Below are 26,081 nucleotides of genomic sequence, written 5' to 3'. Positions count from 1 at the left end.
CGTCCTGCCTGGCGCGGTGATCGGCTGGGACATGTCGGCGGCGCTGGCGCTCGGGGACGCCCTCGGCGTGCCGCCGCTCGCCATGGCCGAACTGCTGCCCGTCATCGAAGCGGTGATGGTCGCCAAACTCAACGAACAGATGGATCATTCCCATGGCTGAGAAGAGGGTCAGCGTCCGCCTCGCGGCCGTGGGCGGACGGCAGGTGCGCGCCGAACTCGAAGGCGTGGGCGAGGCCGGGTCGCGCGGCTTCGGACGGCTGAGCCGGGAGATGGAGGCGGCGAACGCCCGGCTCGCGGCCTTCTCGCGCCGGGTCCGGGTCGCGGCCGCCGCCGCCGTGGCCGCCGCAGCCGCCGCGGGCGTGGCGATGATCCGCTCCGGCCTCCAGACGGTCGATGCGCAGGCGAAGCTGGCGCAGTCGCTCGGCACCACCGTCGCATCGATCCAGACGCTGGAGCGCGCGGGCGAGCTCGCGGGCGTCTCCATGTCCGGCATCGAGCAGGCGACGAAGGATCTGACGCGCCGTCTCAGCCAGGCGGCCGCCGGGACCGGCCCGGCTGCTGACGCGCTCGACCGGCTGGGCCTTTCCGCCACCGACCTGATGGCGCTGCCGCTGGACCAGCGTGTGGGGGCCATCAACGCCGCCATCGAGAGCTTCGTGCCCGCCGCCGAACGCGCCGCCGTTGCGGGCCAGCTCTTCGGCGAGGAAGGCTCCATCGCCATGTCGCGGATCGACACGGCGACGCTGCGCCAGGCGACGGAGGATGTCCTCGCCTTCGGCGTCGTCGTGTCGGAGCAGGACGCCGACCAGATCGAGCGCACGAACGATGCGATCTCCCGGCTCGGGCTGATCTGGCGCGGGCTGTCGAACCAGCTGGCCGTGGCTGCGGCGCCTGCGCTGGAAGCGGTCGCGGATGCCATGGCGGCGGTCGCCAGCCGGACCGGTCCGCTCGGCATCGCGATCCGCGGCCTCTTCGAGAACATCGGCCGCCTGACGACCTACGCCGCCACCTTCGCAGCCTTCCTCGCGGGACGGTGGGTGGCTGGCATGGCCGCTGCCGCGCTCTCGGTTCGTGGCCTCGCCACGGCGCTGGTCGTCCTGCGCGGGGCGCTGATCCGGACCGGCATCGGCGCGCTCATCGTCGGCGCGGGCGAGCTCGTCTACCAGTTCACTCGCCTCGTGTCCGGTGCGGGTGGCTTTGGCGAGGCCATGGCGCTCCTGAAGGACCTAGTAGTCGAGATCTGGGAGCGGATCAGGATGGGCGCCGCTGCGGCGGGTGCGGCCACCACGGCGATGTTCCTCGACCTGAAGGCCGACGCCGCCTCCGGGATGCAGAGCGCCATCGAGAGCGTCGTGGCTTTCGGCAACACGGCGGCGAACACCTTCGAAGGCGCCTACGAGGCGATCAAGGCGATCTGGGGTCTGCTGCCCGCCGCCATCGGCGATCTGGCGTTCCAGGCGGCCAACAGCCTGGTCGACGGCGTCGAGGCGATGCTGAACGGCGTGGTCTCGCGCATCAACGGCTTCATCGGCGGCATCAACCAGGGGCTCGAAGCGCTCGGGTCCGAGCGGCGCATCTCGCTGGTGCCCGACCTCGACCTCGGCGAGATCGAGAACCGCTTCGAGGGCGCGGCCAGCGCTGCCACCACGGCGGCGCAGGCGGCGTTCGACCGGGCCTTCGAGGACAACCCGCTCACCGCGCCCGATCTCGGCCTGACCGAGGCGGCAAACCGCGCGCTCGAGTCCGCCAACCTCTATCGCGGGGCCGCGCGCGATCTGGCGGAAGGGGCACGTGCGCCCCTCGAAAGCTGGCAGGCGCTGCGCGACGCGGTGCGTGGAACTGACGAGGCGAGCGCGGACGCGCTGACCGAGGCCACCAGCGCGGCCGAGCAACTCGAGACGGCACTCGGCGATGCGGAACGGGCCGCGACGGGTGCAGGCGCGGCGGCCGGGGCTGCTGCGGCTGCGGCGGAGCCCGAGATTGAGACTGCCGTTACCGGCTGGCAGGCGGTCACGGCGGCGCTGTCGGACTACGCCAGCAAGGCGCGCGAGATCGGTGGCGACATCGGCCAGAGCCTCGTCGGCGCCTTCCAGTCGGCCGAGAACGCGGTGGGCCAGTTCGTGAAGACCGGCAAGCTGAACTTCCGCGATCTCGTCACCTCGCTGCTCGCCGATCTCGCCCAGCTGGCGGCGCGGCGGTTCATCCTCGGGCCGATCGCCAATGCGCTCTCGGGCGTGTTTTCTGGGGCGGGCGATATCTTTGCCAACGTCCTGCATGCGGGCGGGATGGTCGGATCGGCCGGACCCTCGCGGATGGTGCCTGCCATGGCATTCGCCGCAGCGCCTCGGATGCATGGTGGCGGCATGGCCGGGCTTCGCCACGACGAGGTGCCCGCGATCCTGCAGCGCGGCGAGCGGGTGCTGTCGCGGCGAGAGGCGCAGAGCTACGGCGCGGGCGGCGGGGTCAACGTCACCATCATGACCCGCGATGCCGAGAGCTTCCGTCAATCGCGGACGCAGGTTGCGGCCGACATCGCCCGTGCGGTCTCGCTCGGGCGGAGGGGCATGTGATGGCGTTCCACGAGGTCCGGTTTCCCGACAACATCAGCCGCGGCGCGCGTGGCGGACCGGAGCGGCGCACCCAGATCGTCGAACTCGCCTCGGGCGACGAGGAGAGGAACGCCAGCTGGGCCAACTCGCGCCGCCGCTATGATGTGGCCTACGGCATCCGGCGCGCCGACGATCTGGCGGCGGTGGTCGCGTTCTTCGAGGCGCGGAACGGTCGGCTGCATGGCTTCCGGTTCAAGGACTGGGGCGACCACAAGTCCTGCCTGCCTTCGGGCACGCCAGCGCCAACCGATCAGGCCATCGGCACCGGCGACGGCACGACGACCGCCTTCCAGCTGGTGAAGCGCTACGCCTCCGGCGCGCAATCCTGGTCGCGCGCCATCGCCAAGCCGGTGACGGGCAGCGTGCGCATCGCGCTAGCCGGGGTGGAGCAGCCCTCCGGCTGGTCGGTCGACACCACGACCGGCGTCTTCACCTTCGGCGCCGCGCCGGGCGCTGGCGCCGCGATCACCGCGGGCTTCGAGTTCGACGTGCCGGTCCGCTTCGACACCGACGTGCTCGACGTGACGCTCGACCTCGAGCGGCTCGGCTCGATCACCTCCATTCCGCTTCTGGAGATCCGGCGATGAACGACACCGGCAGCTTCATTGCGGCCGTGCTGCGCGAGCTCGCGGCCTCGACCGCCGTGATCCTGGCCGCCTGGGGGGCGCTTGGCGGCGCGACGAACGCGCTGACCACGAAGATGCGGCTGCGCGATGCGCTCCGGCACATCCTGCTCGGCGGTCTGATCGCGGCCGGGATGGGCAGCCTTTCCATGGCCGTGATCACCGCCTGGCTCGGCCTTCCGCCCGAAGCGATCCCGGCGGGCGGGGCGGCGGGGTCTGCCGCCTATCTCGTAGGGGTCTTCGGACCGGCCTTCATCGAGATGCTGCTCGCGCGCCTGCGCCGTGCCAACGAAGGCGGCGGCGATGAATGACCTTCTCCGCCTCGCGCGCTCTCTCCGCTGCGACCCCGCCCACCCTCGGCAGGCCTTCGCTCACCGCCTGCGTATCGGTCTCGTCGTCGCGGCACTGATCCTGATCCTCTCGCTTCTCCGGTAATCCCATGCACATGACCGACCGGGGCCTGCTGGCCCTCGTCCGGCACGAAGGACTCGTGCCCGGACCCTATCTCGATGTGAAACAGGTCTGGACCTTTGGCATCGGCCACACGGCCGCGGCCGGGCCGCCCGATCCGGCCAGCATGCCGCGCGGCATGCCCGCTGATCTAGACGCCGGGATCCGCGAGGCGTTCCGGGTCTTCCGCGCCGATCTTGCGCGCTACGAGGCCGCCGTCCTGCGCGCCGTGAAGGTGCCGCTGGCGCCGCACGAGTTCGATGCGCTGGTCAGCTTCCACTACAACACCGGCGGCATCGCCAAGGCCGCGCTGACCCGACATCTCAATGCCGGAAATCGCGTTGCAGCCGCCAACGCGTTTCTGAACTGGCGGCGACCGGCCTCGATCATCCCCCGCCGGGAGGCCGAGCGCGACCTGTTCCGCCATGGCCGCTATCCCGGCGGAACCATCCCGGTCTGGTCCGTGGATCGTGCAGGCCGCGTGGATTTCTCGCGGCCGATCCGACGCCTGACCGAGGATGAGGCTCTGGCCTTGGCTCGCGGGCCGTCGCCGACGCCTCCGGTCCTCGCTCCTTCACCCACCGCGCCGACCGGCTGGCTCGCCCGGCTGGCCGCCTTCTTCTCCACCCTGATCCGGAGGGCCTGACTCATGCGCTACGTCCGACCCAACTCGCTCACCTGGTGGGCGGGACTTCTCGCCATGCTCACCGGCATCGCCTCCCTCGCATTGCCTTCCACCGGGCCGCTCGGGGAACTCTCCCGTCTCGTCGCACTGCTGGCCGGCTCCGGCGATGCCTCGCCCGCAGGCCTCATGTTCCTCGGTCTTGGCCTGATCGGTCTGCGCGACCGGATCGAGCGCGGGTTCCGCGGCGATGCTTGAGTTCTTCGCAGGTGTGTTCGTGGGCGGCTTTCTCGGCGTCTTCGTCGTCGCCCTCTGCGTCGCCGCCGCATGCGGGTATCGGGACGATGGCTGATCTCCTGATCTGGCTGGTCGCGGCTCTGGGCGCGGTCGGGGGCGTCGTCCTCGGCCGGGTCTGGGGACGCGCGGAAGGAGAACGAACGGGCAAACGGGAGGCGGAACGCGATGCCATGGAAGACAAGAACAACCGTGTTGAGCGCGGTCGCGACGCGGTTCGTGATGGCCGCGGCGCTGGCGATCCCGCTGACCGGCTGCGCCGTAACGACGGGCGCTGGTGATGCGGGCTGTGCCTCCTATGCGGAGGCGCGGCTCTCCCGGCCAGATGCCGAGACCGTTGCGAAGGTTCCGCCGGACTGGGCGAACTGGATCGCCGATCTCGACGACCGCATGACGGGAACCTGCCGATGAAATCCCTCTTGCCCGCCCTGCAGGCCCATCTCGACGAGGGCACGACGACGCTCGCGTGGTGCTGGCGGATCACCCGCGCCGATTGCGTCGCCTTCGGCTTCACCGACCACGACCGGACGCTCAGTTTCGACGGCACCGACTTCGAGCCGGAGAGCGGGCTGACCGCCTCCGAGGTCCGCTCGGGCTCGGACCTGTCGGTCGACGCGCAGGACGCGGAAGGCGTTCTGACCTCGGACCGGATCACCGAGACCGACATCCTCGACGGCCGCTGGGACAACGCCGAGGTCGAAGTCTGGCGCGTGAACTGGGCGGACACGGGCCAGCGCGTGCTGATGCGGCGCGGCGCCATCGGCCAGATCCGGCGCGGGCGGCTGGCCTTCGTGGCCGAGGTGCGCTCGCTCGCCCATGTGCTCGGCCAGACGGTCGGGCGAACCTTTCAGGCGACCTGCGATGCTGCGCTCGGCGATGCGCGCTGCGGCGTCGAACTCGAGGATCCCGCCTACAAGGGCACGGGCGCCGTGATCGATCTGCTGCGCGACCGGGCCTTCACCGCCTCGGGGCTCGGCGGGTTCGAGGCGGGCTGGTTCACCTTCGGCACGCTCGAATGGACGAGCGGCGCGAACGCGGGGCGGCGCACCGAGGTGCTGGGTCATGACATCACCGATGGCATCGCGATCCTGACCCTGCTCGAGGCACCGGTGCGGCCCATTGGCGAAGGCGACGCCTTCACCATCCGTGCGGGCTGCGACAAGCGGATGGAGACCTGCGGCGCGAAGTTCGCGAACGCAGGCAACTTCCGCGGCTTCCGGCACATCCCCGGCCAGGACGCAGTTCTGCGCTATGCCACCAAGGACGGCGGGCACGAGGGATCGGTGCTGTGACCAACGTCGCTTCCACCGGAAACGACGGGCGGCAGTGCATCGCATCGCGATGCACGAGAGCCACCGCCGATCCCCAGCGCGTCATCGCCATCGCGCGGGCCTGGCTGGGCACGCCTTATCACGACCAGGCCAGCCTGCGCGGCGTTGGCTGCGACTGCCTCGGGCTGGCCCGGGGCGTCTGGCGCGAGGTGGTGGGCCCCGAGCCGTTCCCGATCCCGTGCTATAGCCGGGACTGGGGCGAGACGGGCCCGCGCGAGGTGCTGGCCGAAGGCGCGCGGCGCATGATGATCGAGGTGGAACCGGCAGAGGCCGGTCCCGGCGCGCTGGTCCTCTTCCGCATGAAGCCCCGCGCCATCGCCAAGCATGTCGGGATCCTAACGAGCCCCGACTCCTTCCTCCACGCCTACGAGCGGCTCGGCGTGATCGAGGAACCACTCACCCCATCCTGGCGGCGGCGCATCGCCTTCGCCTTCCTGTTCCCGCAACGCTGAGACCCCGACATGGCAACGCTCGTTCTTGGTGCCGCTGGCGCCGCCATTGGCGGCAGCATCGGCGGCGCGATCCTTGGCGTCAGCGCCGCGACCATCGGCGGCTTCATCGGCTCCAGCATCGGCTCCGTGGTCGACAGCTGGATCATCTCGTCGCTGGCGCCCAACCAGCGCATCGAGGGTGCGCGGCTCGACACGCTGCGCATCACCTCGGCCACTGAGGGCGCGGTGATCCCGCGGCTCTATGGGCGCATGCGGATGGGCGGCAACATCATCTGGGCGACGGACTTTCGCGAGGAGACCAAGACCACCACGCAGGGCGGCGGCAAGGGCGGCGGCGGCGGCAAGGTCAAGACGACCGAGTATCTCTACTATGCCAGCTTCGCGGTCGCATTGTGCGAGGGGCCGATCACCGGGATCGGGCGCATCTGGGCCGACGGCAAGCCGATGGACCTCTCCGGCGTCATATGGCGCTGGTATCCCGGCGGCGAGGCGCAGACGGCGGACCCGTTCATCGCGGCGAAGATGGGCACCGCCAGCACGCCTGCCTATCGCGGCACGGCCTATGTGGTCTTCGAGGAACTGGCGCTGTCGACCTACGGCAACCGCCTGCCGCAGCTCTCCTTCGAGGTGTTCCGCCCGCTCGCGGATCCCGACACCGCCGAGGGCCTGACCCGCGCCGTCACCATGATCCCGGCCTCGGGCGAGTTCACCTATGCCACGCAGGCCATCCGGAAGACCGATGGCGGCGCGACGGTGCCGGAGAACCTGAACGCGCTGGCCGACTCCACCGACATGGTGGAGGCGCTGAACCGGCTGCAGGCGATGGCCCCGGCGGTCGAGAGCGTCAGCCTCGTGGTGGCGTGGTTCGGCGACGATCTGCGCGCGGGATCCTGCAAGGTGCGGCCGGGCGTCGAGGTGTCGGCCAAATCGACCACGCCCGCCAGTTGGTCGGTCAACGGCGTGAGCCGCGCCAATGCCTTCCTCGTCAGCCGCGACGATCAGGACCGCCCCGTCTATGGCGGCACGCCGTCCGACTTCGCCGTGGTGCAGGCGATCCAGGAGATGAAGGCGCGCGGGCTGCGGGTCACCTTCTATCCGTTCATCCTGATGGACGTGCCGCCCGGCAACACGCTGCCGAACCCGTATTCCGACAACGCTGCCGAGGCAGGTCAGCCCGCGTTCCCCTGGCGCGGGCGGATCACCTGTTCGCCTGCCGCTGGTTTCGCCGGGACCGTGGACAAGACCGCCACGGCCGCAAGCCAGGTCGCTGCGCTGTTCGGCGCGGCCACGCCCGCGAGCTTCAGCGTTTCGGGTCAGTCAGTTTCGTGGACCGGCACGCCCGGCGACTGGGGCCTCCGGCGCATGGTGCTGCACTACGCCCATCTCTGCGCGGCGGCAGGCGGGGCCGATGCGTTCCTGATCGGCACCGAGATGCCTGGGCTGACCACCATCCGCTCGGGTGCGTCCACCTATCCGGCGGTGCAGGCCTATCGCGATCTGCTCGCGGATGTGCGCTCGATCCTCGGCTCCGGGACCAAGATCGGGTACGCGGCGGACTGGTCGGAGTATTTCGGGCACCAGCCCGGCGATGGCACCGGCGACGTGTTCTTCCACCTCGACCCGCTCTGGGCCGATCCGGAGATCGATTTCGTCGGGATCGACAACTACATGCCGCTGTCCGACTGGCGCGACGGCTTCGAGCATGCCGACGCGGCCGAGGGCTGGCCCGCGATCTACGACCGCGCCTACCTGCAGGCGAACATCGCGGGCGGCGAAGGCTTCGACTGGTTCTATGCCAGCGCGGCCGACCGAAGCGCGCAGGTCCGGACCCCGATCACCGACGACTCGGCCAGCAAGCCCTGGGTGTTCCGCTACAAGGATCTGCGGGCCTGGTGGTCGAATCCGCACTACGACCGTCCGGGTGGGGTGGAGAGCGGGACGCCGACCGGGTGGGTGCCGCAGTCCAAGCCGATCTGGTTCACCGAGCTCGGTTGTCCCGCCATCGACCGGGGCACCAACCAGCCCAATGTCTTCTTCGATCCGAAGTCGTCCGAGAGCTTCACGCCGCATTTCTCGCGGGGCTGGCGGGATGACGCCATCCAGCGCGCGTATCTGGAGGCGACGTATCTCTGGTGGGGCGAGGCCGCGAACAACCCGGTGTCCTCGGTCTACGGCGGCCGGATGGTGCATGTGCCGGAATGCGCCGCCTGGACCTGGGACGCGCGGCCCTATCCGTTCTTTCCCGCACTGACCGATGTCTGGACGGACGGCGCGAACTGGCGGCTCGGGCACTGGCTGACGGGGCGGCTCGGCGCGGTGTCGCTGGCGGCACTGGTGCGGCACCTCTGCCTCCGCGCCGGGCTCTCTGAGAGCCGGATCGACGTCACGGGCCTCTGGGGCGCGGTCGAGGGCTACGCCATCACCGCGCTCGAAAGCCCGCGCGCCTCGATCACCACGCTTTCGCGGCATTTCGGCTTCGACGCGGTCGAGACCGAGGGCGTGATCCGCTTCGTCATGCGCGGCCGGGCGTCTGTCGCCACCCTCGCGCCCGACGATCTGGTCGCCGCCCGCGAAGGCGACGTGCTGGAGCTGACGCGCGGCCAGGAGACCGAACTGCCGCAGGCGCTGAAGTGGCAGGTCGCGCGGGCGGACGAGGATTACGACGCGGCCCTCGTCGAGGCGCGACGCATCACCGTGGACACGACGCGCATCGCGTCCGAGTCCTTCCCGATGGCGGTCCCGCCCGAGGAAGCCGAGCGGCGCTGCCGCCGCGCGCTGATGGAGGCGTGGGTGGGGCGCGAGACGGCGGCGTTCCGTCTGCCGCCCTCGAGGCTCGCTCTGGATCCGGCCGACGCAATCCGGCTCCCGCATGACGGGAGGTTGATCGATCTGCGGCTTGTCTCCATCGCCGACGCCGAGGCGCGTGGGATCGAGGCGGTCCGCCAGGACCGCGCGACCTACGACCTGCCGCCCGGCGATCCCCGCGCGGCGTCGCTGACGCGCGCCGTCGTGTTCGGCGCGCCGGATGCGGTGTTGATGGACCTGCCGCAGCTGACCGAGGACCAGCCCGCGCACCGGCCACTGGTCGCCGCGCATGCGGTTCCCTGGCCGGGTGAGATGGCGGTGTTCCGCAGCCCCGCGACGGACGGGTTCGCGTTGCTGACCACGTTCGGCAGTCGCGCCCGGATCGGGGCGCTGGTCTCGGACCTCTACGCGGGGCCCACGTCGCGCTTCGATCTTGGCAATACGCTTGTGGTCGATCTGCTCACCGGCACGCTGGAAAGCGTCACCGACCTGACGCTGTTCGGAGGGGCCAACGCGCTGGCCATTGAGAGCGCGCCCGGCACCTGGGAAATCGTGCAGGCGGGCGTGGCAGAGCTTCTGGCGCCGGGTCGGTATCGGCTGACCCGGCTTCTGCGTGGCCAGCGGGGTACCGAAGGTGCGATGGGTAACCCGGCGCCTGCAGGCGCGCGAGTCGTCGTGCTGGACGCCGCGCTCGCATCGCTGCCGATCGCCGAGGCCGACCTCGGCATCCCCTGGACCTGGCGCATCGGCCCGGCCAGCCGCCCGGTCAGCGACGAGACCTACGTGGCGCAGGCCTTCACGCCCGCGGGCGCCGGCCTGCGGCCGTTCTCGGTCGCCCATGTGGAGCAGCCGTGGCGCCAGGCGCGCAGTCCCGGCGATCTGACGATCCGCTGGACACGCCGGTCCCGGGCACTCGCTGCCGACAGCTGGGGCGGGCTCGAAGTGCCGATGGCGGAGGAACTGGAAGCCTACGAGGTCGAGATCCTCGACGGCGCGGCGGTCAAGCGGGTGCTGAGCACGACCACGACCAGCGCGGCCTACACCGCCGCCCAGCAGACCGCTGACTGGGGTGCGCCGCTCGGCCCCGGCGACAGCCTCACCGTCCGTATCTTCCAGCTCTCCGCCCTCGTCGGGCGGGGCGCGCCGAAAACCGTCACGCTCACATTCTGAGGACCCCATGTCCGACGCCACGACCCATCTCCTGCTGCCCTACATCCTGGCAGCGCAGGCCCAGAAGCACGTCACCCACAACGAGGCGCTGCTGATCCTCGACGGGCTCGTCCAGCTCTCCGTCCTCGAGCGCGATCTGGCAGCACCCCCAGCGAGCCCCGCCGATGGCGACCGCTACATCGTCGGCTCGGGCGCGACGGGCGACTGGGCGGGGTGGGATCTGAACGTGGCACTCTGGACCGACGGCGCCTGGCTACGCCTGCCACCCCGGACCGGCTGGCGGGCGTGGGTCGAGGACGAGGGACTGCTGCTGGTCTACGACGGCGCGGGCTGGACCGGCACCACGCCCACGACGCTGCAGAACCTCGCGCTGCTGGGGCTCGGCACCACCGCGGATGGGGCGAACCCGTTCTCTGCCAAGCTCAACGCCGCGCTCTGGACGGCGAAGACCGTGGCCGAGGGCGGCACGGGCGATCTGTTCTACACCATGAACAAGGAGGCGGCGGGCGACGATCTCGGGCTGACGCTGCAGACCGGCTTCGTGACCAAGGCGCTGGTGGGGCTGTTTGGGTCGGACCGCTTCCGGCTCGCCGTCTCGACCGACGGCAGCACCTTCTTCGACGGGCTAAGCGTCGACAACGCCACCGGCATCGTGGACCAGCCCCGGCTGCCGCGCTTCAAGGCGTATACAAACTATGACAACTACGTCGGCGTCGGAACCTGGACGAAGATCGGTCTGAACAACACCGACTACAACGATCAGGGGGCGTTCGACGCTGCGAACAGCCATTTCGTGGCGCCTGCCGATGGCACCTACCTCGTCGGTGCGACGCTCCTTTACAAGATCAACGCAAGCGCCACGGCGCGCATGCGCGGACGGCTGGTCCTGAACGGCACGACGGAAATCCGCGGCTCCCTCGGCGAAATCTCCGCCACCCACGTCTCGCTCGCCACCGCGATCTGGCTGCAGACCATGGTGCCGCTGACCGCGGGCGATACCGTCGAGCTCCAGGGGTATTTCCGGGTCGCGGACGGCTACTTCGCCGCCGATCACACCTCATTTTGGGGGATGAAAGTTGGCTGAGGAGCAGCAGCGCAGTCGCACTGCCCAGACAGGGCGTCAGCCTAGTATGTGTCGCGGCCTCCGTTCGTCTCGGATCGCAGTTGCTATCTAAGCCTACTCATTCCGACTCTATCCGCAGTATAACGATTGTGATAGCCTCACTACAGTCGTATCCAGACGTATGGGAAGCAATGAGCGATCGTTGGGTCTCCGTGACAGATGTCGCTGAGCATCTCGGTATCTCACGGGACACTATCTACCGTTGGATCGAAACGAAGGGTCTTCCTGCGTACCGCGTTGGCCGGCACTGGAAGCTTAAGCTGGCAGATGTCGATCGGTGGGTCCGTCAGGGCGGCGCCAATGAAGCCGCTAGTGTTTTGCGAGGCAGCGAGGATTAAAGGTGTACGAAGAACTCCAGCATTATTCGGACGCGCTCCGCACCTACATTACTTCCACCTACCACATTTCGAACCCCGCCTTGGTCGATCTACGAGATGAATTGCTCTCTCGGAGTGGGGCCATTGCGCAGACACCCTACCTAGAGAGCACCGCGAGGTACGCAGCTTCGCGACGTTATGAGGAACTTTCGCTTCCGTCGGATGTGGCGGGCCTTCTAAGATGGCTCGGCGAGCGAGGGGTTATTTTCGATCCGCCGTACGACCACCAGGCGCATGCTCTCGAACTCGCGCTTACACCACCGTTCCGTGACCTCGTCGTGACGACCGGAACTGGTTCGGGCAAGACTGAGACCTTCCTCCTCCCGATATTGGGCCGAATGGCGGAGGAGGCTATGAGCGGGAGCTCGTTCTCGACGCGCGCCGTTCGGGCGTTACTCCTCTACCCGATGAACGCGCTGGTCAACGATCAACTCGGCCGCTTGCGTGTGCTCTTCGGCGACAACAACGTCGCACGCTGGTTCACTGACAAAGGTGGGCGCCCAATGAAGTTCGCTCGCTATACGGGGCGGACCCTGTACCCAGGCAGCCGCAGGGAGGACACTAAAAAGCACTGGACGCGCTTAAAAGAGCCGCTCGAGTTCTTCACGAAACTCGAAGATCGCGCAGCTTCTGATGCCGACGTGAAACGCTTGATCGGCGAGTTGCGGCGCCGCGGCAAATGGCCAGCGAAGCCGCCAACCAGTCCGGATTGCGAGGACGGCATGAGCGCCTGGCTGGGCAAGGGCGCTTGGAAGCGAGGTGACGAGTGGGTCCGTACTGTCGAGCGTCCAGAGGATCCAGAACTATTCCTGCGGCACGAGGCGCAGGAGGGGGTTCCTGATCTCCTTGTCACCAATTACTCGATGCTGGAGTACATGCTCCTTCGTCCCATTGAACGGGACATCTTCAGGGTGACCGCCGAGTACTATGCGGATCATCCAGAAGAGCGGCTGATCCTCATTTTGGACGAGGCCCACCTTTACAGGGGCGCACAGGGGACTGAGGTGGCGATGTTGATCCGCCGCCTACGTAACCGACTGGCACTTCGTCCGGAGCAGTTGCAGGTCATCTGTACGAGCGCGTCGTTTTCAGATCCTTCAGCGGCAAAGAAGTTCGCCGCTGACCTCGCGGGCAAGCCTCCAGAAGGATTTGAGGTTCTTAGAGGGACGAAGCGCGCGTCTCATCCCTCCGGGCCCGGCGACAGGCGAGTTGCGGAGACGCTAGCGGGAGTGGACCTCCGCCGGGTCTACGAAGGCGACCTGGCGGCTCGTCTTGACGCGGTCATGCCGGTTCTTCAGTTGGCAGACGATCAAGTCTCGTCTGAGTCCCTGCTGGACGAGGCAAGCGCGTCGCCTGACGGAGATCCGTTGGGGAGGGCTCTCCACCGCGCGCTCAAGCAGTTCCCGGTGACCGGTCGCCTCGTGAACCTCACAAGCGGCGCGGTAGCCGACGAAGACCTCGAACGTGACTCTGCAGGCGTGGGACCGGCTCAGGAGATCGGAGAACTGGCCTCACGGCTCTTTCCGGAAGTTGAGGCTGATCTTGCCCGCGTTGCCACTAACGCCTTGGTTGAACTCACTTCCATGGCGAAGCCTGACAGCAAGCAGGCACCACTCCTAGCTGCTCGCGCCCATGCATTCTTTCGAGGGCTCCCGGGCTTATGGGCATGCTCGGATCCGCAGTGCTCCCATGTCTCCGACTCTCAGCGAGAGCGTTGGGACACATTACCGCCGACTGGAGCGCTTTACGCTCAGCCTCGTCGGACATGCGAGTGTGGAGCGCGGGTGTTCGAAGTTTACACGTGCCGGTCGTGTGGCTGCGCATACTTTAAGGCCTATTCGTTCGATCCCGGCACTCCCGACTATCTGTGGGCAGAGGATATCGGTGAAGTGGACGGCGTGGACGGGGTCGTCCAGCCCGTATTTCTCTCACTGGAGGAACCTCCCGCAGGCTCAGGAGCGCGGTTCGAGTACCTGGATCCGGTGTCTGGCCGCGTAGGATCAGGGAACGACGCAGCTCGTGAGATATGGCTCCCGCCTCTTGGGCAAAAGGACACGAGCCCCGGAGAGTTTCAAAACTGCCTCCGCTGCGGAGCGGACGGTTCAGACCACATAATGGACCATGTGACGAAAGGCGATGAGCCGTTCCAGGAGATCGTTTCCTCGCAGGTCCTCGAGCAGCCCCCGCGCCAAGAGGTCGACACTCCGCTCAAGGGGCGCAAAGCACTCATCTTCTCCGACGGGCGACAAGCAGCCTCACGGCTTGCCGGGAAACTTCAACAGTATTCGATGCGCGACGCGGTGCGGCCGCTGCTCCTAGACGGGTTGAGCCGGCTAGAGCAGCGTTTCGGAGGTCCGGTGACACTCGACCATGCCTACGCCGCCCTCCTGACAGGCTGCGCCATGAACGGTGTCACCCTGCGCCCCGCTCAGGCGCCGCACTTCGAGGAGGATCTTGCTCTATTCCGGGAGTTGCTGACTAGCGCCCCGCCAACCACGGAGCAGGAAATCCGCAGCAGGTCAGCGGAACTGAACACGCACCGCACAAATAAGGCCCTGATGCTCGCGCTCTATCCGGTGCTGAAGGACCCACATACCGGGCTCAGCGCCCTTGGCTTGGCGACAATCCGCGCCTCGCTCGACCCAACAGACCTGCGAGCGTTCCAGAAGTTGCCGGCGCCGCCTGAGCCCGGTCACCTTAGCGAGGAAGAGCGCCGTTGGGCGCTGCTTGATCTTTGGCTGAACGACGCGGTCCTTAGTCACGCATTGTATCTGCCCACCACGCCGAGCGAGTGGCTCGACGCTAGCACAGGGGCGAAGATACGGCGCACAAAGGCGACGTTTCCATCGTTCGTGAAGGATTTCGTCGGTACGAAGTGGTTCAACGCAAACCTCAAAGGACGAACAGGGGCGCCGTCGGAATGGGGGAAGTTCCTCTCGAAGGTCTTCGGGACCAACGAGACCGCCAATGGATTTATACTGAGGGCCGCCAAGCTCCGAGTGGTTACAGAGGAAATCGAGTGGCGCCGCTGCGATACGTGCACCACAGCCCAGCCGTTCAACCCGCTCGCCGCCGATCGCTGCCGCGTTCGTCCGGGCCACAGGGTCTGCACCGGCACGACTAGCGCGCTAGATCCTGCGACCGACACCGTGTTCCGGTCGCGAAAGGGGCACTTCCGCCGACATGTGGAGAGGCTCGCGGCCGAGCCCGATTACGCGCCCCACCCATACGTCGCCGCCGAGCACTCCGCTGCGCTCAACGACAGCAGCAACAGCGGCGCAGTGGCGCGAGCGGAATGGCATGAACTGAGGTTCCAAGATCTCGACGTTGAGGGTCCGGAGGGGCGGCGCGACGGCCCTATCGACGTTCTGTCATGCACGACGACGATGGAAGTCGGCATCGACATTGGCAGCCTCACGGCTGTAGCCTTGCGCAACGTGCCGCCTGGGCGGGCAAATTACCAGCAACGTGCCGGCCGGGCCGGTCGCCGGGGCTCTGCTCTCTCGACCGTAATTACCTACTGCGGCGCGGACAGCCATGACCAGGAGTTCTACTCGCACCCCGCAGCGATGGTTAGCGGCCCAGTGCCTGACCCGACGCTGAACCTGGACAACCTTGAGATCATTCGCCGGCACTGCTTCGCGCTCGTGATGAGCATGTTCCAGATGGCCGCGATCGCCGATCCCGACGACGAAAGCGTCAGTTCCAACGTCTTCGAGAGCCTCGGAATGCTGCAGGACTTCCGGACCGGAGATGCGATGGAGTTCTCCTACGCCGGCCTCAAGGCATGGCTCAATCGAGAGGCGGCCCGAGTCCGCGGTGCGTTAGAGGAGATCGTCCCTGCGTCCGTTGTTGCTGCGGCACCAGGGTTCGTGGACGACGTGCCTTTGGCGCTGCTGTCCGCACTGCGCGAGGTGGGCGCCGGCCCGTTGGAGGCATCGGAGGTGGAGGATCAGTTCTCACCCGCCGTCGAGGAACTCGTCGCGGAAGGTGGCGGGGAGGAGGCACAAGCTGCCCGTGGCACGCTAATGATGGGCTGGGGTGACGACGTAGACTTCGATGCGGTCGATACCGGCGCACCTGAAGCAGCGCACACCTCGGCGGACGTTGATCGGACCGAGGACGCGCCCGACGGAGGGCTCGATCCGGAGAAGTTGCTGGATCGTCTCTTTGATCGTGGGGTGCTCCCACGATACGCGTTCCCTACTGATGTGGTGACCTTTCACGTCTTTGATCCGGCCGCGAGTACCGAGCGCAAGGCAGTCCTCAAGTACTCTCCGCAACTCGGTCTCAACCAAGCGCTATCGGGCTATGCGCCAGGTCGAGAGGTTTGGGTGAACGGTGAGCGCCACTACTCGTTCGCCATCTGGACGCCATTCAACCGCCGGGACTGCTGGCAGGCGTGGTTCGGCATGAAAGTCTACTTCGAGTGCGACCGCTGCGGTTACGCTCGCGTCGAGCAGAGGAGCGACGAACACTATGTTGGCCAAGTTCTAGACTGCCCAGCCTGTGGTTCTGGCGGTTCCCTAGGGGTCGGTACGCGCTGGCTTCGTCCGCCGGGCTTCGCCCATCCGGTCGACCTCGACGCTGAGCTCCCCCTAGATGACAGCCCCACTCCCACAAGGCCGACCCGCGCGAAACTGAGCGCGCCCTTCACCGACAGCGGACCAGCCGAAAGGTCGGACATTGCAACCAACGGCGCAGGCTACGAAATCTGGACTGCCAAGCAGCGGCTCGTTCTAACGAACACGGGCTCCCATGATCAGATGAAGCCGGGCTTCCTCTATTGCCCGAAGTGCGGTCGAGCAGAGCCGAACGGGTGGGCTGCCGGCCGCTTCCAGCGGGGCGGTCACCCTCGTCCAAACCCAGACCATCATCCGCATGGCGCGAGTTGCAACGGTACCCCCACGGTGGTGGTCCTAGGCAATGAGTTTGAGACGGACATCGCTCTATTCCGCTTTCAATTGGCCGGCGCTGTCGCCCTACCGCCGGGGTCGGTCGTGGCCAAGATTGTGCTCACCACCGTCGCGGAGGCGCTTGCCTCCGCAGCGGCAATGATCATGGACATAGAAGAGTCTGATATCGGCGCTGAGTTCCGCGTGGCGATGACAAGCGGAGGCCGGACGGGGAACGAAGTCGAGGTATACCTTTATGACCTCACACCGGGCGGCGCCGGGTTTGTGCGCTCTGCGGCCGCAGATCCGAAAAGGCTCTTCGAGGAGGCCCTCACGCGCTTGGAGTCCTGTGACTGCACGCATTCCTGCTACGAGTGCCTGCGCAGCTACAAGAACAAGTGGGACCACAAGTATCTCGACCGCAACTTGGGCGCGGCATTCATTCGCCACGTCATTCATGGTGAAGCGCCTACACTCGGGACCGATGACGAAGAACGCCTCCTTCAAGCGCTAGAGGTGGACCTGACTGAGTCGGGACATACAGTGGAGCGGCTAGAGGGGGGACTAAGGCTGTTGGACCTCTCGGGTCGGATCGTGGTGCTCGGGCATCCGATGACGCCCGGCGCGGCCGGCTCAGCGACCGGCAGAGCACTCATCGCGAGCGGAGCGCCTCACGTCGTAGTGGATAAGTTGCTCGTGGACAGAGCACTCCCAGCAGCGGTTCGGGAGGCCACTGGGGCAAAAACAGGCGGCAACTCTGGATTCACGCTACCTGCGTTTCTCCCCTCAGAAGACGACGGCTGCCCCGTCTACGACTTGGCCTCTCTCGCTACCGACGAGCAGCCAGAGCCGCTCGCTAGGGTGGCGGTTGGCGGTGCCCCATCGGGATCGTTCATCGTTCAGCTAGCACGCCCCACGCTGGAGCGAATGGGAAATAGTGAGTTCGCCGCGGGGGCTTGGGTGGTCTTCACACCGACGCATCAGGATGACTTCGTAGTCGGCAACAAAGACCACACGCCTCGCTTGCTTGTCAGCAAGGCTGGGGCCTTCAACGCCACAAACGACCGCTGGACCTTTGGCTTGCCGCGCCTCCGGAAGGACAAGGTGAGTGTCCTGTATCTATCCCATGTCGCGCCCCGCTCGGAGACGCCGCGGGCCCAGGACGTGAGCGTCCTAGGGAGAGCGTTTGGCGTGTTCGTAAACGGTGTCCTCCACAAGTTGGGAGAGGCGTAATGGCCCGGATGCTGCCCGACGTTGATCCTTCCCAACTCCAGCACGCCTCCGAGGAACCTGTATATGTCGCGCTACGCGACCAGTTGGGCGACGATTATATCGTTCTACATTCCTATCCGTGGCTTCGCCCGTGGCGCAGCAAGGCTCTTGCCGAAGGCGAAGCGGATTTTGTCGTGCTCCACCCTTCCCGCGGTCTTCTCATCCTCGAGGTCAAGGGAGGGGATACGATCCGCTACGATGGCTACCGATGGTTCCGCGACACAAAGACCGGGCCGGACGAGTTCCAAGACCCGTTTAGGCAGGCGCAGCGCAACATGCACGCGCTTTTGGAAATCGTACGAGAGCGATCGGGAGAACGGATCCGAAAGCAGGACCTCGTACATGGTTATGCGGTTGTCTTCCCACACCTAGACTACGAGGGTTTGCCGCCACCTCACGCCGACAAGGCCATCGTGATCTCTCGGCGCAATCTCCCCTTCATGGCACAGGCAATCGAGACTGCATTCGCGGCTTGGACCGATGAACCGCGATTGCTTCCTCGCGATCGATACACGATGCTGGTGAACGACTGCCTGATGCCCAAGTTCAGGGTCTTCAGGCCCGTAGGCCCGGATATTGAACTGGTGGCCAACCAGTTGCTCGAACTTACCGAGACACAGGCCCAAGTGTTCACCGGTCTCTACGTCCAAGACCGGGTGCTGGTTGAGGGAGTGGCTGGGTCTGGTAAGACGTTCCTCGCGATACATCGGGCGCTAGCTTTCGCGCGCGAGGGTATGAAGACCCTGTTCGTCTGCTTCAACAAGGAACTCGCGGCCTGGATTCGGCGACAGGTGCAGGAAGATCCGAGTACGGCCGACTTCCGCGATTTGCTGACGGTCAAGCATTTCCATGGTCTCGCCGCGGAACTTGCAACTGAGGCGGGCTTAGATTTCCGCCCTGCGGCTGGTGGCGCTCGAACGGAGGCATTCTGGAACGACGAAGTCCCTGACCTCATGGAGCAGGCCATTGTCGATCTCGCCATGGAGGGTCGCGAGATCCACTTCGACGCCATTGTCGTGGACGAGGCGCAAGACTTCTCGTTGGGCTGGTGGTACACGCTGACACAGTCGCTTCTGTCGGAGGCAGATGGCCCCCTTTATGCCTTCATAGATCCCAATCAGTCGCTTCGCGGTGAAGTGCAGTGGCCTGATGTCGAATTTGCAGCGCGCTTCAAGTTGACGATCAACTGCCGAAATACAAGGCGGATCGCCTTGGCGAGCGCCTCGGTTCTCAATCTAGAGTGTCACATATTCCCGCGTGCACCCCAGGGGAGTGCTCTGCGAGTGCTCCGCGCCAATTCCTCTAGGCAGCAAAAGGGGTTGGTAATTCAGGAACTACGGTCGTTGTTGCAGCGGGAGGACGTGGCGCCTAGACAGATCGCGGTGATAGGACCTGCAGCCAAGGAGAACGGTAGTCTGTCAGACCTGACGGACATTGATGGCGTACCTCTAGTTATGTCAGCGGAGGAGTGGCGCGACGGTGGGGGTATACTCGTAACCACGGCCCGCTCATTCAAGGGACTCGAGGCCGAGGTGGTCGTGCTGTATGATCTCGACGGTTTTGGCCGACTGTTCCGAAGGGAGGACCTCTACGTCGCGTGCACACGCGCTAAGGTGCTGCTGATCGCGGTCGTGCATGGGGACCAGTGTCGCGAGGTTATAACAGCGGCCCAATCAGTTTCCGAGGCGTAGGCATGAGACTTCGAACGCAGTCTCGTGCCCAACTCAGCACCCAGTTTGGCTACCTCGATGCCGAGGGGAGGCCGAGCGAACGTGCAATCGCAAATATTGTGCGCGCGCCGCTGAGCCGCTGGGGGCTGAGTCCCAAGCGAGATGTTGTCAAGCACGCACGCGCCGAGTTCCGGGCCAGCGGCGTTGAAGACGTTAGCGATATCCCACGCGTCCTACGGCGGCTTGTCGATATAGGCGAATGCGAAGAGGTTTACGTTGGGCACGAACTCTATTTGGCGCCGACTACACCGAGGTGGATCTCAGTGGGTGAGGGTGTCTCCGCTTTTCTGGGAGTGTCGGAGCCCCCCGATGGACTCTCGCTGGTGGACAGCGACAACCACGACATAGTTCGCAGACTTCGTGTCGGCACTGACGACGAAGTCGCTATTTTGGAACTTGCTGGGGTGCAGGAGGTATCGCTCTCGGAGTGGTTGGTGCCTCCAGGCTACCTTCGTCACGCAAGTAGGCGAATGCGGCAGCCTGCGAGGAGCGACGCGGTCACGCTCGGCCGATTCTGGGACTTACTTGAGGAGGCACTGACCGAGGAAGGACTGACGGTCAGTGCTGACGCTGAGGTGCGTTTTCTAGGGGGGCGTCCAGGAGATTTCTTCGGCCGTCACAACTCGGCGCAGCCTGAGGGTAGGTGGACGACAGATCCGGGAGAGGGGCTGTGGTGTGCCTATCGCCGCGGCTACGGAGACACTCACTGGCACCCATGCATCGTCGCCGTGGCTGGAGACGGTCAGCGGGCGCTTGACCTCTACGACGAGGATGAGTGGCGATGGGCTGTGCTCGCGCGTGGGAGGCGTGTCGGCGCCGAGGAGGTCGTGCGTGCAGACGGGCTCAGGATCCAGTTAACGTTCCCGGCGCCGGTTCAGTTGCGCGCGGCCATGGATATCCTTGGAAGTCCTAGCGGCGCATGGGCATGGGATGTGAGCCCGAAGGGCCCCGACCTGTGGCGACTGCTAACCTAGGCCAACGCTCCCACGGCTAGGAGACTTTTCGAGTTTGAATTATTGCTGTCAGCTTTTCTCGAGGGAGGACCGTGCGAACCTCCTCCTTGCACTCCCGAAGCCAGCGAGTGCGCTCGTCCCAAAACGCCCGGGTCATGCCCAGAGTGTCCCCAGCGGCATTACGAGCATTCTCCGCACGCGTGATCTGTGCTCGATTGCCTCGCTCCCGTGCCAACTCAAGAGCCGCCTCAGCCCGACGCAGTTCCTCAGTGGCAATTGCGACCGCATCGTGGCCTTCCTCTTCGACGACCACCAAGCGAGCCGTGAGCGACTCCCCAAAGTTAGAAAAGCGATGGCTCCACGCTGAGCGTGCGGCCGTCGCGTCAGCCTGCCGCTGACTAGACAGTTCCGCCTCAGCGGAGGCGATGTCCGCCCCGTCTTTGCGCAGGTCGCTTGCCCTCGGGACGCCATTGCGCTCATGTGCCATAGGGTTGAAGAGCGCCGCAGCCTCCTCGGCTTCGACCTGGACCCAATTTCCGTGCTCCTGTCTTCGTAAATCGAGGGTCATGCACGCGGTGAACTGTGCGCGGAGCCAACGAACGTCAGCTTCCATCGCGCAACGCATAACTTTCCTAAAAGGACGCAACAGATCGGGAAGTCGATCAATTTCACTGAGAGTTGCGGCTTGGACCACGGCTCCGAGTGTCCTCTCCTCCAAGCCTCGTGCCATGAGTGCATCCGCCGGATCAATGACGGACAGCCTAAGAAGGTACAGACCGGGCGCCCGGTACTGCCAAACGCTGTGATCGTCGAAGAACGTGACGCTCAGCTTCAATAGGCCATTACGTTGCGGTAACCAGCCGTCAATTAGTTCATCGTGGAGCGCATCGCCAAAGTTGAGGAACCGAAGAGTCCGTCGGACATGGTCACCGTCCAGCACCATGGTGACGCTCCGCCGAGGGGGAGTCCCGATGTCACCGCGACGAGTTATGAATGCGTACGCGTGTCGTGGGCTGCGCTCGTGCGATGGATCCGCGCCGAACGAGAAAACCACCTTCGACCGGACCTCTCGCCGACCGTACATCCCCTTCTCACCGAACTGATACCACAGCGTCCGAAAACGGCCACCTGTCTCCGGGTCTGTGTTCCAGCGGATGTGGTAGTCGGCAGCATAGTCAAGCAAACTTAGCATCCCCTCGAGCGCCCGATCCCACGCTCGGGGGCCTAACGCCGAGTGCTCGGGAAGAGCTTTGAGGACAGGAGGAGCGGGAGGTATTGAATCCAGCCACTGGCGCTCAGCGGTGGCTAAGTCGACTGTCCAAGGGAGGTGCTTGCGCAGAGCAGAGGCGAGTTCCTGTACCTCGTCTTCGGCCGCCATCTCCTCCGTAGTGTCCGCTAGTTCTCGCCAGTCGATCCGTTTTGGGCGTAACGCGGCGTCTTCAATGAGGCTCGCTAGCTCGTCGAGGTGGTCTCCGTCGAGGTTCACACTTCTCTCAAAGACATGGAAGCGCTGGAGAACAGTGACGACCTTCTCATCGACGAGGCCACGCTGAGCAATGGTGTACACGTCGATCGTCTTTGCACCGCCCTCGTTCGAGAAGGCGGCGACGTTGCCGATCCTGTCGAGCCTGCCGATCCACTGCTCAACTTCCTCGGGGCGCCACGGGACACTGTAAAGAACCAGAACGCGTGCGCATTGGAGATTCAGGCCGACTTGCACGGCCTCTGGCGCGAACAATACCTGCGCGTCGCCGCGTTGAAAGGCCTCAAGGTTCTCGTTTGTCTCGTTGCCAAATCCACCGAGATCCTCGACCGCCCCCGTCATCATCCCTTGGCGAACCCGAGCTGCAACCAGCGGGACTCGCTGGGAGAGTGGACCAACGACCGAGAGTCGCGCCTGGACGAGATCAAAGAGATAATCGACTGTCAGGTTGTCCTGCGCTGCTACGAGTACGCGTTCAGTTGGGTCCTCGGTCCAGATTTCCGCCAGAAGATCGATGAGGGCATCGGCGCGGGAGTCACCTTGGCTGCGGTGAACGAGCGGTTTGACGCGCTCAAGCAGGCCAGCGCGCTCGTGCCCTCTTCGCCGGAGGAAGTCTACGCGCTGCTCGAGCGACGGTGGGCTGAGGACAACACGTTTCGCGAGACGTACTGAATCGAATTCCCGGCTCAGATCGCCGAGGTGTTCGAAGTACTGCCACATCAAGGACTGTCGCTCAACTTCCGCGCCGAGAGGCTCGACGACAAGCGGCCGGTGACAGCGGCGAGGGAGCACGCCGCTGTAATCCACCCGTCTCGTTCGAATGACCCTACGGTACGCGCAATGAGCTAGCGCCGCAGTGCAAAGGCTGGAATGCACTGAGGCGGACGCCGCGGTGCGATCAGCCTCGATAAACTCATTGACCACGGCGGCCGCAGCCCATTCGGGCCACTTAGAGACGTCGTCGCCAGCCGCCAGACCTTCGGCAACTCCGCGATCTCCGGTGGAGATTCTTCCTCGCGCCAGCGAGGCCCGCTCCGGCTCTAGCAACGCGAATAGCTGCGCATGTCGCTTGACGTGCTGGAAGGCGGGCGTCGCCGTGAGCGCCAGTACGTGCTCGAAGCGGGCAGCGACGCGAACAATCCGGTCCTGGACATCTGCGCGCAAGCGATGGAGTTCATCAACTACGAGGACATCGAAGCGGTCGGGGTCGATGTCAGAGAGCGCGAACTTCGGGTTGCCCGCGGCGTCACGCATCCCGAACTGCTCCTCCCAAGCCAAGCGGATATACTGCCTGCCCTCGGCTGCGTCGTGTTCCCCGAACGGTGCGGTATGAGCTCGCGTCATGATCTCGTCGCGCCACTGAGTGACAAGTTGATCGGGCACCATGATCAGTACTTGCAGGTCAGCCCTCTGGCTCCGAAGCGCGTTCAGCACCATCAGAGCTTGGACGGTCTTGCCGAGCCCAACCTCATCGGCAAGCAGATGCCTAACCCTTACGTCCGTCAGCACCCTATGCACGTTCGCGACCTGATGTGTGTAGAGCGATGCAGCTATGCCGACTGCGGGAGCAAGCGGCGTCCGGATGCGTTCGAAATCGCGCCGGACGGCTTGAATTTGTAGACACAGGTCGACGTAAATGTTTCTCATCTGCTGCTACTTCCTCGGGCCGCCCGTCGACTTCGCAGGGCCAAGTATCGTGCAGCGCGAGCAACGGACCGCTCAGCGAGCAGCACGTCAAGTGCGCGGCGCCAGTCCAGGCTTGCGGCGGCCTCGGGCTCGGCCCACAGCGCGAGGATTACCTTGAGGGTGTCGCTTGGCGGCACGCTCCCGGAAAGCGCTCTCCTCGCGCTTCGGGCCCACGCGGTGAGTTCCTCGGTAAGTTCGTCTAGCGTCATCATGGACGGTTCGAGCGTCATGAGCCCATGAGCGGTGTCGGATGGGAGAAGCATTTCGGCGAGCGGCTGAAGTTCTGCCGTAGACTTTACGCGTCTAAGGACGGAGTCCCAGTCGTCTGGCGCCGCGCCGGGGTCGCCCTCTGCAATCCCTGTGGCGAAGTCCTCCTTACCTTTATTTCGGTACTTATCGGCAAGTTCTGTATACGCGCGGGCGCAGGCCAGATCGAGCGCCTCATAGTCTTCCTGGCTCAGGGCGCAAAGCGGGCCGACGCGCGCCCAGAGGTCTGGGAACTCAGACCGAATCTCTCGGATGGCGATGCGTGTCACCTCAACCTCGTCCTCGCGCGAGAGTTCGACATACGAGTCACGTCCGAAGCCTGTCTCGTCGCAGTCTCGGGCCAATTCTTCCCACGGGTCCACATCGCCCAGCGCCGCCTCGCGACGCACCCACTCCTCGCCGCAGCAGATTTCTGTTAGCCATCCGTCCAGTACCGCGGCGATCTGCCGGCGCCATATCTCGGCGATGAACGTAGTACTTTCGGCGAGGGACCATCTTAGGTAACTCTCGACCATGTCCTCGAGGCCGAGCGCGCCATTTCCAGCGTAACGGCGTCTGGTGAGGATCGGCTTCTTGATAGCGGGTAACCCTAGTCGCGCATGCGAGGGAGCGATGCAGAGCGTGGTGAACTCGGCGACCCCGCCGTGCTCCGAGACGTCAAGCCCGATCGGTGCGAGCAGTCGCGCCTCTTCGTGCGAGTCGTCGAGTTCCGGCGCTGGCGGAGCCGCTGGAGTGGTCGCCAGCACCCAGCCGAAGGGGAGCATCCCGACTTCGCTTGTGAGGGCAATCGTACCGTCGTCAGTTCGCTGCCACCAACAGGGCCGCACGCGCTGCTCCAACATCATATAGTGTGAGCATAGGTTCCCCACGCTGAGCCGCAGTTTGAGCGAGGGAGACCGCGCCAGTAGCCCACGAGTCTCGTCATCAAGTAGCGTCGCGAAGGGCTCCTGCTCCGAGGAAACCGAGCAGGGGAGAGGGCCGAGCGGGGCGGTGGCAAAGAGCCTTCGACCGCTGGCATCGATCTCAACTGTAAGTTCCAGGCCGTCGAGCGGGGCAAAACTCTCGACGGCGAATTCGAGCGCGCCGCGCAAGAACGCCTGGACTGTCAGGTCACCGAAACGCGGTTCTATTGAGCAGATCGTGGGCGGCACAGATCGAGGCGCTAGCGTCCCGCGGAACGTGTAATCGCGGTCCTCACTACCGTTCGACACCCGCAGCGTATGGTCACCTCGCTCAACTCTAACGGTCACGACGTCGTCGCTCGAAAGATGGACCTGTTCGTCGTCCAACTGGACACTCAAGCCCTCTGGCGGAACACGTCGAGGCACCACAGTCCGTTGGTCGCCGACCACGAAGACCGGAACCGGCGCATCGCGTTCAAGCGGAGGTCTGCCTGCAAATTCAACTGAGATGCCGAAGTGCACATGAAATCCAAGTTCGCGCAGAACCTTCCGTGCGATCTCTTCCGCGGGGTCTAGCAGATAGCAGTCGTACGGCCCAACGTCCCTCAGGGCTGCGAAACCCGAAGGGCCCTCGCCTGACGGGGAGAGGAGCCAATACTTGCGGTGGCCAGAGATACTCGGACCGTGAACCCGACGTCCAATTTCTTCATCGGAGTCAACGGCGAATAGCAAGGGGCACGCGATGTTCAGTTCGAAGGTGGCAAGTACGTCGCGAAGTTCCTGGTCGATTTCTACCTGGCCGAGGTCTGGAAAGAGTTCCGCAACCTCTGACGGGACTGACGTTAACTTGAGCGTGAAGGGGAGCCCGGAGAGCAACTGTTCACTGGGAACCGGCCCTGATACGCCCCACAGACGTGCGGCGTATCGGCGACGGCGCAGCGCTCGACGGAGTTTCCCTTGCAGGTCCGCTTCCACTTGTGGAAAGGCGGCCTGGAGCGTCATTGAACTGTCTTGGCGTCGGATTGTGAGCGAACCTG

Annotated in this window: 19 protein-coding genes; 17 read left to right on the top strand and 2 right to left on the bottom strand. The window is 65.4% G+C overall.

The genetic code is table 11. The features are described from left to right. Nucleotides 1-31: 31 nt before the first annotated feature. The 17 genes from HNR59_RS20925 to HNR59_RS10135 all read left to right on the top strand — a co-directional run bounded on the left by HNR59_RS20925 (nt 32) and on the right by HNR59_RS10135 (nt 20,727). On the top strand, nt 32-160 hold the full coding sequence (locus tag HNR59_RS20925) for a DUF7697 family protein (RefSeq protein WP_023414271.1): 129 nt from the start codon (nt 32-34) through the stop codon (nt 158-160). After that, nucleotides 153-2,570 carry a phage tail tape measure C-terminal domain-containing protein gene (locus tag HNR59_RS10200; protein WP_183829464.1) on the top strand — a complete coding sequence of 806 codons (2,418 nt, stop codon included), beginning with the start codon at nt 153-155 and terminating at the stop codon, nt 2,568-2,570. The genes HNR59_RS20925 and HNR59_RS10200 overlap by 8 nt, the downstream gene beginning before the upstream one ends. Continuing rightward, entirely contained in the window at nt 2,570-3,196 is a 627-nt protein-coding gene (locus HNR59_RS10195; protein ID WP_183829461.1) for a DUF2460 domain-containing protein, read from the top strand. The genes HNR59_RS10200 and HNR59_RS10195 overlap by 1 nt, the downstream gene beginning before the upstream one ends. After that, nucleotides 3,193-3,543: a hypothetical protein gene (locus HNR59_RS10190; RefSeq protein WP_183829458.1), complete on the top strand. Its 351-nt coding sequence runs from the start codon at nt 3,193-3,195 to the stop codon at nt 3,541-3,543. Before HNR59_RS10195 ends, HNR59_RS10190 begins: the two co-directional genes overlap by 4 nt. Beyond that, nucleotides 3,536-3,667 (top strand): hypothetical protein, encoded by a 132-nt coding sequence (locus HNR59_RS20920; RefSeq protein ID WP_281379425.1) that lies wholly within the window; start codon nt 3,536-3,538, stop codon nt 3,665-3,667. Before HNR59_RS10190 ends, HNR59_RS20920 begins: the two co-directional genes overlap by 8 nt. A 4-nt stretch (nt 3,668-3,671) precedes the next feature. Then, nucleotides 3,672-4,328: a lysozyme gene (locus HNR59_RS10185; protein WP_183829456.1), complete on the top strand. Its 657-nt coding sequence runs from the start codon at nt 3,672-3,674 to the stop codon at nt 4,326-4,328. A 3-nt stretch (nt 4,329-4,331) separates the two neighbouring features. Beyond that, nucleotides 4,332-4,562, top strand: a complete 231-nt coding sequence (locus HNR59_RS10180; protein ID WP_115395219.1) for a hypothetical protein — start codon at nt 4,332-4,334, stop codon at nt 4,560-4,562. Then, nucleotides 4,555-4,656 carry a DUF3789 domain-containing protein gene (locus HNR59_RS20765; RefSeq protein ID WP_246374555.1) on the top strand — a complete coding sequence of 34 codons (102 nt, stop codon included), beginning with the start codon at nt 4,555-4,557 and terminating at the stop codon, nt 4,654-4,656. The genes HNR59_RS10180 and HNR59_RS20765 overlap by 8 nt, the downstream gene beginning before the upstream one ends. A 137-nt stretch (nt 4,657-4,793) precedes the next feature. Continuing rightward, complete coding sequence (locus HNR59_RS10175; RefSeq protein ID WP_183829453.1) at nt 4,794-5,009, top strand: hypothetical protein; 216 nt, start codon at nt 4,794-4,796, stop codon at nt 5,007-5,009. Further along, nucleotides 5,006-5,890, top strand: coding sequence for a DUF2163 domain-containing protein (locus HNR59_RS10170; protein ID WP_183829450.1), 885 nt, complete (start codon nt 5,006-5,008; stop codon nt 5,888-5,890). The genes HNR59_RS10175 and HNR59_RS10170 overlap by 4 nt, the downstream gene beginning before the upstream one ends. Beyond that, complete coding sequence (locus tag HNR59_RS20760; RefSeq protein WP_343060777.1) at nt 5,887-6,381, top strand: NlpC/P60 family protein; 495 nt, start codon at nt 5,887-5,889, stop codon at nt 6,379-6,381. The genes HNR59_RS10170 and HNR59_RS20760 overlap by 4 nt, the downstream gene beginning before the upstream one ends. Nucleotides 6,382-6,390: 9 nt before the next feature. Beyond that, entirely contained in the window at nt 6,391-10,356 is a 3,966-nt protein-coding gene (locus HNR59_RS10160; RefSeq protein ID WP_183829448.1) for a baseplate multidomain protein megatron, read from the top strand. Nucleotides 10,357-10,363: 7 nt separating this feature from the next. Beyond that, entirely contained in the window at nt 10,364-11,440 is a 1,077-nt protein-coding gene (locus HNR59_RS10155; RefSeq protein ID WP_183829444.1) for a DUF2793 domain-containing protein, read from the top strand. 170 nt (nt 11,441-11,610) lie between these two features. After that, on the top strand, nt 11,611-11,817 hold the full coding sequence (locus HNR59_RS10150; RefSeq protein ID WP_183829441.1) for a helix-turn-helix domain-containing protein: 207 nt from the start codon (nt 11,611-11,613) through the stop codon (nt 11,815-11,817). A gap of 2 nt (nt 11,818-11,819) precedes the next feature. Next, nucleotides 11,820-17,984 (top strand): DEAD/DEAH box helicase, encoded by a 6,165-nt coding sequence (locus HNR59_RS10145; RefSeq protein ID WP_183829438.1) that lies wholly within the window; start codon nt 11,820-11,822, stop codon nt 17,982-17,984. After that, nucleotides 17,984-19,714 carry an NERD domain-containing protein gene (locus tag HNR59_RS10140; protein WP_183829435.1) on the top strand — a complete coding sequence of 577 codons (1,731 nt, stop codon included), beginning with the start codon at nt 17,984-17,986 and terminating at the stop codon, nt 19,712-19,714. Before HNR59_RS10145 ends, HNR59_RS10140 begins: the two co-directional genes overlap by 1 nt. A 2-nt stretch (nt 19,715-19,716) precedes the next feature. Next, nucleotides 19,717-20,727: a hypothetical protein gene (locus HNR59_RS10135; protein WP_127189839.1), complete on the top strand. Its 1,011-nt coding sequence runs from the start codon at nt 19,717-19,719 to the stop codon at nt 20,725-20,727. Between the two features lie 16 nt (nt 20,728-20,743). Here the strand turns inward: HNR59_RS10135 and HNR59_RS10130 are convergent, their stop codons facing one another. After that, entirely contained in the window at nt 20,744-23,836 is a 3,093-nt protein-coding gene (locus HNR59_RS10130; protein WP_183829432.1) for an SNF2-related protein, read from the bottom strand. After that, nucleotides 23,833-26,046 (bottom strand): hypothetical protein, encoded by a 2,214-nt coding sequence (locus tag HNR59_RS10125; protein WP_183829429.1) that lies wholly within the window; start codon nt 26,044-26,046, stop codon nt 23,833-23,835. Before HNR59_RS10125 ends, HNR59_RS10130 begins: the two co-directional genes overlap by 4 nt. Nucleotides 26,047-26,081: the final 35 nt, after the last annotated feature.

Origin of the sequence: Aquamicrobium lusatiense (assembly GCF_014201615.1) — a bacterium.
Classification (GTDB): domain Bacteria; phylum Pseudomonadota; class Alphaproteobacteria; order Rhizobiales; family Rhizobiaceae; genus Mesorhizobium; species Mesorhizobium lusatiense.
This window is presented reverse-complemented; position numbering and strand designations above follow the sequence as displayed.

Coding starts and splice junctions, on each gene's coding strand:
- HNR59_RS20765 (WP_246374555.1), top strand. CDS start 4,555: ATGCTTGAGTTCTTCGCAGGTGTGTTCGTGGGCGGCTTTCTCGGCGTC.
- HNR59_RS20920 (WP_281379425.1), top strand. CDS start 3,536: ATGAATGACCTTCTCCGCCTCGCGCGCTCTCTCCGCTGCGACCCCGCC.
- HNR59_RS10160 (WP_183829448.1), top strand. CDS start 6,391: ATGGCAACGCTCGTTCTTGGTGCCGCTGGCGCCGCCATTGGCGGCAGC.
- HNR59_RS10140 (WP_183829435.1), top strand. CDS start 17,984: ATGGCCCGGATGCTGCCCGACGTTGATCCTTCCCAACTCCAGCACGCC.
- HNR59_RS10185 (WP_183829456.1), top strand. CDS start 3,672: ATGCACATGACCGACCGGGGCCTGCTGGCCCTCGTCCGGCACGAAGGA.
- HNR59_RS10190 (WP_183829458.1), top strand. CDS start 3,193: ATGAACGACACCGGCAGCTTCATTGCGGCCGTGCTGCGCGAGCTCGCG.
- HNR59_RS10200 (WP_183829464.1), top strand. CDS start 153: ATGGCTGAGAAGAGGGTCAGCGTCCGCCTCGCGGCCGTGGGCGGACGG.
- HNR59_RS10180 (WP_115395219.1), top strand. CDS start 4,332: ATGCGCTACGTCCGACCCAACTCGCTCACCTGGTGGGCGGGACTTCTC.
- HNR59_RS10135 (WP_127189839.1), top strand. CDS start 19,717: ATGAGACTTCGAACGCAGTCTCGTGCCCAACTCAGCACCCAGTTTGGC.
- HNR59_RS10130 (WP_183829432.1), bottom strand. CDS start 23,836: ATGAGAAACATTTACGTCGACCTGTGTCTACAAATTCAAGCCGTCCGG.
- HNR59_RS10150 (WP_183829441.1), top strand. CDS start 11,611: ATGAGCGATCGTTGGGTCTCCGTGACAGATGTCGCTGAGCATCTCGGT.
- HNR59_RS10170 (WP_183829450.1), top strand. CDS start 5,006: ATGAAATCCCTCTTGCCCGCCCTGCAGGCCCATCTCGACGAGGGCACG.
- HNR59_RS10125 (WP_183829429.1), bottom strand. CDS start 26,046: ATGACGCTCCAGGCCGCCTTTCCACAAGTGGAAGCGGACCTGCAAGGG.
- HNR59_RS10195 (WP_183829461.1), top strand. CDS start 2,570: ATGGCGTTCCACGAGGTCCGGTTTCCCGACAACATCAGCCGCGGCGCG.
- HNR59_RS20925 (WP_023414271.1), top strand. CDS start 32: ATGTCGGCGGCGCTGGCGCTCGGGGACGCCCTCGGCGTGCCGCCGCTC.
- HNR59_RS10155 (WP_183829444.1), top strand. CDS start 10,364: ATGTCCGACGCCACGACCCATCTCCTGCTGCCCTACATCCTGGCAGCG.